The 6,280-nt window shown below is 47.2% G+C and carries 6 protein-coding genes; 3 read left to right on the forward strand and 3 right to left on the reverse strand.

Annotation, left to right across the window (positions count from 1 at the left end; genetic code table 11):
• Positions 1-210 precede the first annotated feature (210 nt).
• From O9300_RS16750 to O9300_RS16760, 3 genes are all read right to left on the reverse strand, one after another.
• The gene (locus O9300_RS16750) at positions 211-834 is read right to left on the reverse strand and encodes a cytochrome c oxidase subunit 3 (protein ID WP_287737635.1); all 624 of its coding nucleotides are present in this window, start codon (positions 832-834) and stop codon (positions 211-213) included.
• Between the two features lie 179 nt (positions 835-1,013).
• Complete coding sequence (gene ctaD / locus O9300_RS16755; RefSeq protein WP_061432191.1) at positions 1,014-2,690, reverse strand: cytochrome c oxidase subunit I; 1,677 nt, start codon at positions 2,688-2,690, stop codon at positions 1,014-1,016.
• Between the two features lie 29 nt (positions 2,691-2,719).
• Entirely contained in the window at positions 2,720-3,685 is a 966-nt protein-coding gene (locus O9300_RS16760; RefSeq protein ID WP_287972856.1) for a cytochrome c oxidase subunit II, read from the reverse strand.
• A gap of 314 nt (positions 3,686-3,999) precedes the next feature.
• Here O9300_RS16760 and O9300_RS16765 point away from each other — a divergent pair, with 314 nt between their 5' ends.
• From O9300_RS16765 to O9300_RS16775, 3 genes are all read left to right on the forward strand, one after another.
• Entirely contained in the window at positions 4,000-4,911 is a 912-nt protein-coding gene (locus O9300_RS16765; RefSeq protein WP_287972858.1) for a COX15/CtaA family protein, read from the forward strand.
• A 118-nt stretch (positions 4,912-5,029) separates the two neighbouring features.
• Positions 5,030-5,980 (forward strand): heme o synthase, encoded by a 951-nt coding sequence (locus O9300_RS16770; protein ID WP_061432194.1) that lies wholly within the window; start codon positions 5,030-5,032, stop codon positions 5,978-5,980.
• Positions 5,981-5,983: 3 nt separating this feature from the next.
• Positions 5,984-6,133, forward strand: a complete 150-nt coding sequence (locus tag O9300_RS16775; protein WP_287972860.1) for a hypothetical protein — start codon at positions 5,984-5,986, stop codon at positions 6,131-6,133.
• Positions 6,134-6,280 lie beyond the last annotated feature (147 nt).

Here is a 6,280-nt window from a genome sequence, read left to right on the forward strand (position 1 = left end):
TTGAGGTGGTCAACTACCTAATTTTCAGGGAAAAAGTACCTGAATTTTCCCCCGATCCCCGCAATGGCTGGCACTTTTTGAGGGGAAAAAAGTCCAAAAGTCTTATCCAACAAGGTTTTTAGATTTATTCAGCAGACCCTACTTATAAATTGAAATATACAAAAAAGGGCGATCGCTTGATCGCCCTTTTCTCCTACTAAATAACAAAAATTATCTCAAGAGATACACCAGTAAAAACAGGATAATCCAGACCACATCGACGAAATGCCAGTATAATTCTGCCGCTTCGACACCAAAATGAGATTGACTAGAATAGTGGTCTTTTTGACGAGAACGCCAGAGGACAGATAGAATTAGCACTAAACCGAAGGTAACGTGGAGACCGTGGAATCCGGTTAAGGCATAAAAAGCGCTGGTGAAAACATTAGTTGTCAGACCGAATTCAGCGTGATAATATTCGTATCCTTGACCACAAAGGAAGATAATTCCCATCAGGGCAGTAATGCCGAACCACAATTGTAAACCGGCATTATTGTTTTGTTTAATCGCCTTTTGTCCTATGTGCATAACAAAACTACTGGACACCAGAATAATTGTGTTAATTGTCGGTAGGGTTAACTCTAATTCTGGCGTGCCGGCGGGGGGCCAAACGGGTAACATGGTACGGTAGAACAAGAAAGCGGCAAATAAGCCTAAAAAGATGGAACTTTCCGCCACTAGAAACAAAACCACACCGAATAAGCGATGATCTGGGTGGCCATGATGCCCGTGTTCCACCGTTTCGTGATGATAATTGACAGAGAGTTGAGAATCTTCGAGCGTTGAACCTTGCATGATTGAATGTCCTTAGTTTACACGGGAGACGGGGAGTGGGGAGATGGGGGGATAGGGTGATAGGGGGATAGGGTGATAGGGAGATAGGGTGATAGGGAGATAGGGAAATTTCAGCTAAATTCCTCACTACCCCAACACCTAACACCCAACACCCAACCCCCAGGGCTAATCCCCCATAATTATTGGGATTCGGCGCCCACTTCGGCGAGGAGATCTTGTACTGATTCCGCTGCTTCTGATTCCTCCAGATCAATACCGTAATCGTAGGGGCCGGACCAAAGAATCGGCATTTCCTCGAAATTCTCGATAATTGGGGGAGAGGAGGTTTGCCATTCTAGGGTTAAAGCGCGCCAAGGATTACGGCCGGCGGGTTGACCTTTAAAGGCACTCCAGACCATATTAATAGCGAAGGGAATACTCGATATACCGAGAATATAAGCTCCTGCGGTACTAAGAACATTTAAACCCTGAAACTGCACATCATACAGGGCAATACGACGGTTCATACCCAATAATCCCAATTCGTGCATCGGCATGAAAGTTAAATTCAAACCGATAAAAGTGAGAACAAAGTGGATACGACCGAGAGTTTCGTTATACATCCGTCCGGTCATTTTCGGGAACCAATGGTAAACGGCAGCAAACAGGGCCATTGCCGTACCACCAAATAGTACATAATGGAAGTGACCGACGACAAAATAGGTATCGTGGACGTGGATATCGAAGGGAACAGAAGCCAACATAATCCCGGTCAAACCACCGATGAGGAAGGAAGACAGGAAACCGATCCCAAATAATAAAGACGTATTGAGACTGAGTTTACCCCCCCAAAGGGTGGCACACCAACTAAAGATTTTAATGCCCGTGGGAACGGCGATTAACATAGTTGCCGCCATGAAAAACATCCGTAACCAGCCGGGGGTGCCGCTGGTGAACATATGGTGGGCCCAAACGATTAAACCCAAGAAACAGATGGTGAGACTGGAATAGGCGATCGCTCGATAACCAAAAATCGGTTTGCGGGCGTGAACTGGTAATATCTCCGATATCGTGCCGAAAAAGGGCAAGATCATGATATAAACGGCAGGATGGGAGTAAAACCAGAACATATGCTGATAAACCACCGGATCGCCGCCGCCGGCGGGGTTAAAAAAGCTCGTGCCGGCGATTAAATCAAAGGACAAGAGAACGAGAGCAGAAGCGAGAACGGGGGTGGAAAGCAGTACCAGAGTCGAGGTGGCCAGCATTGCCCAACAAAATAGCGGCATACTGTACAAATCCATCTCAGGAATCCGCATTTTCAGGATCGTGGTGATAAAATTAATCGAGCCTAAAATCGAAGAAGTCCCGATCAATAAAAGGCTCAAAATCCACAATTCTTCGCCCCATTTGCCGCTAATTAAGCTTAAAGGTGGGTAGGAAGTCCAACCGGACTGGGGTGCGCCGACAAAGAAACTGGATAATAATAGCAGCCCGCCGGGGGGATTAAGCCAGAAAGCCACAGCGTTAAGACGAGGAAAAGCCATATCTTCCGCCCCAATCATCAGGGGAATGAGATAATTGGCAAAACCCGCCCCAACCGGAACGATCCAAAGAAAGATCATGATCGTTCCGTGCATGGTCATGAATTGGTTATATAGTTCTGGGGAGACGAAATCGGGGTCGGGAGTGGCTAATTCTGTCCGCAGCACTTCCGCGAAAGCACCGCCAATAAAGAAGAAAAGAAAGGCAGTCACCAGATATTGAATACCGATGACTTTATGATCGGTGCAGAAAGTAAAGTAATCTGTCCACTTGCGGTGATGGATCACCTCGGGAACGGTTGCTGGGGTGGTTATTTCCGTTGATGCTGTCATAATGCCAAGATTTTAGATGACAAGAAAAATTACATTTGCTGCTGATGGGCAACTTGGGCGAGGATTTCAGCGTCGATGCCCATTTCTTCGGTGTAGGGGGTCAAATATTGACTATCAGAGCGATCTTTAGCGGTCATGGCTACGGTTTGATCGCTGTCAACTTCGGCGATCGTGTTATCCTGCACCCATTGGTCGTAATCCCCTTGGGAGTGAACCACAAAGCTAGATTTCATGCCACCGTGATAGGCCCCGCAAAGTTCCGCACAAATGATCGGATATTGACCAATTTGGTTGGATGTGAACGATAAAACCGTTTCCTGTCCGGGGATAACGTCCTGTTTTAGACGCAATTGGGGAACCCAGAAAGCATGGATCACATCCCCCGCTTCCATATTCAGTTGCACGGGGCGATTGACGGGAGCGTGCAGTTCCCCGGAAACAATGCCGGTTTCGGGATAGGTGAAGATCCAAGCGTATTGAATGCCTTTAACATTGACCACTAGGGGGGGAACTCCTTCACCATCGTAGGAATTGCCGATACCTAGGGCTACTCTGCGATCGCCGCCCAGGGCCATCATCGTGCCGTGGTGATGACCGTGGTGGGCGATTTCTCCTTGGCCACCCTTGGAAATCAAGGGATCGAGTCCGCCGATATTGTTATAAATCTCGAAGCTATAGACGGCAAGGATAAAAACGATTACCGTCGGGATGGCTGTCCAGAAGATTTCTAGGGGTACATTGCCCTCCACTGCCGGCCCGTCGGTTTGATCCCCCGGTTTACGGCGAAAGCGAATCACTATATAAATGATCACGCCTTCAACTATTAAAAATAGTCCCGTGGCGATGGTCATCATCAGATTAAAGATATTATCTATCTCCTGAGCATCTTCGGAAGCGGCCACAGGCATTAAGCCATGATTTTGGCCATACCAGAGACTAATTAAGGTCAAGGCGATCCCGAGTACGAGCGTCAGGATACTGCTGGGAATTTTCACGGTCTTTTCAATATTTTCAATAGTGGCTACTTATTCAAGGCTAAAACATGATTCCCCTATAGATGGGAAATTTAACCGGCATCTTCTGAGAATTTTATCTTTTCTTTGGGATCGTTTTCAGGGAAAGTATTTTAAATAACTAATTTTTATATCTTATTCTGAGTTTATGTAAACAAATGTAACGGAAATGGCCAGAAATCTAAAGAATATCTAAAAGCTTTTACCGGTCGTAAAAAAACTCATTCACAGTGATAACTAACTGGCAAACAAAGCCATGATCTTTGATGACAGACTCCTTGAGAACAGGCAAACCGATGACCGAATCTGTTTTTAACCCGACACCCCTAAGAGAAACCGGCCATATTCAGGTGTGGATGCGCCGCTTAGTCTGGAAAATTGCGATCGCTACTTTCGCCCTAATGGTAGTGGGTGCTGCCACCAGAGTTATGAACGCCGGTTTAGCTTGTCCCGATTGGCCGCTGTGTTACGGTCAATGGATTCCCAGTCAGCAGATGAATCTACAGGTATTTCTGGAGTGGTTTCACCGTCTCGATGCCTCTTTGATCGGGTTTAGTACGCTCGCTCTCGTCGGTCTGTCTTGGTGGTATCGTCGCCATCTTCCCCCTTGGCTGTTCCCCTCTGCGATCGCTGCTTTGGCTTTAATTCTCCTGCAAGGAGTCCTGGGAGGATTAACCGTCAGCCAATTACTGCGATTTGACATCGTAACCGCCCATTTAGCCACAGCTTTGCTCTTTTTTGCCACCCTAATCGTCATTGCTATCTGTCTGACTCCCTACCGTGGCACAGGTACAGTCGGGAAACTAACTGGGATGGGAATGGTCGCCACCAGTCTAGTTTATCTGCAATGTCTCCTCGGCGGTCTCGTCGGTTCCCGTTGGGCTGCCCATCAGTGTTTAACGGTTTCCCAACTCTGCACCGTGATGAATAGCCACATTATCGGGGTTTTTCCCGCCACTATCTCGGTGTTAACCCTAGTTTTCTTCGCTTGGCGAGCTGCCGCTATCCATCCTCTCCTCAAAAAACTAGCTTTTAGCGCCGGGGGATTAGTTGCCCTACAGGTGTTTTTGGGCGTTGCCACCCTGAAACTGCATCTACAGGTGGAACCCTTAACCATTACCCACCACAGCATCGGTGCGCTATTGGTGGGAACCCTCGTCGCTTTTACCACTTTCGCCCTTCGCGATCGTTCTTTCGCTCCTAAGTAACTAGACACAATTAATTGCACATATCTAACCACCTCTTGCCTTTTGCCTCTTGCCCATCCTAACCAAGAAGTTAATTTTGTCCCATTACTTATAAGCCATCTCTAAGGATTTAATCACGATGACTGGAACTCAAGCCCTTCGCCACCACGATAATTTTTTACAAGTCGCTAAAAGTTATTATCAACTCACCAAACCGCGAATTATTCCTCTACTGCTGATTACTACAGCCGCTTCTATGGAAATCGCCTCTAAAGGCCAGGTTTCCCCCCTCTTACTCTTTCTTACCCTCCTCGGTGGCACTCTCGCCGCCGCCGCCGCTCAAACCTTAAACTGCATCTATGATCGCGACATCGATCACACCATGCTTCGCACCCGCGCCCGTCCGATCCCCTCCGGTCGCGTGCAACCCCTCCACGCCCTCATTTTTGCCCTCGTTTTAGCCTCCCTTTCCCTAGCACTTTTTGTCTTTTTTGTCAATACTTTGAGCGGATTTTTAGCAATGACCGGCATCGCATTTTATATGCTGATTTATACCCATCTGCTCAAGCGTCATAGTATCCAAAATATTGTTATCGGTGGCGCGGCTGGCTCGATTCCTCCCCTAGTCGGTTGGGCGGCAGTAACGGGCGATCTCGGTTGGATTCCTTGGATTTTATTCGCCATTATTTTCCTTTGGACTCCTCCCCATTTTTGGGCTTTGGCTTTAATGATCAAGGATGATTATGCAGAAGTGGATATCCCGATGATGCCCGTAGTTAAAGGGGAAGAAGCCACTAGCGAGCAGATTTGGCTCTATACTTTAATCGTTGTTCCTTTCACTTTCCTCCTGATTTATCCCTTGGCTGCCTGTGGTGTGGTCTATGGTGTAGCGGCTTTGGTTTTAGGGTTTGTTTTCCTGAAAAAAGCTTGGCGATTAAAACAGAATCCTTTTGATCGGGATATCGCTCGATCGCTGTTTAAATATTCCATTCTTTACATGATGTTATTATGTACAGCTATGGTGATCGATAGTTTACCCATGACCTCTCATCTCATCGCTACAATTGCCAGTTTATTCTCCTGTAGTTAGGTTTTGCTGAAAAAGTTTGTTGGTGGTGTCGGGAGTCAGGAGTCGGGAGTCAGGAGTCAGGAGATTATTTTCATTTATGCTCCCCATCTCCCCATCTCCCCCCGCAACGCGCACGAAGTGGTCTCCCCATCTCCCCATCTCCCCAATTCATAATTGATAATTCATCGGAAATTTTGGGTCTGAAACCCCGCCGTTCTAGGTTGGCTTTACGTTAGAATTAAAAGGCCAGTCTCGAAAACCAAGTGGACGGCGCAGCACCTTGAAAACTCGGCTTAGGGGGTTCCGACCAGAAAAGCTTGG

Source organism: Microcystis sp. LE19-195.1E, assembly GCF_027532095.1.
GTDB lineage: Bacteria > Cyanobacteriota > Cyanobacteriia > Cyanobacteriales > Microcystaceae > Microcystis > Microcystis aeruginosa.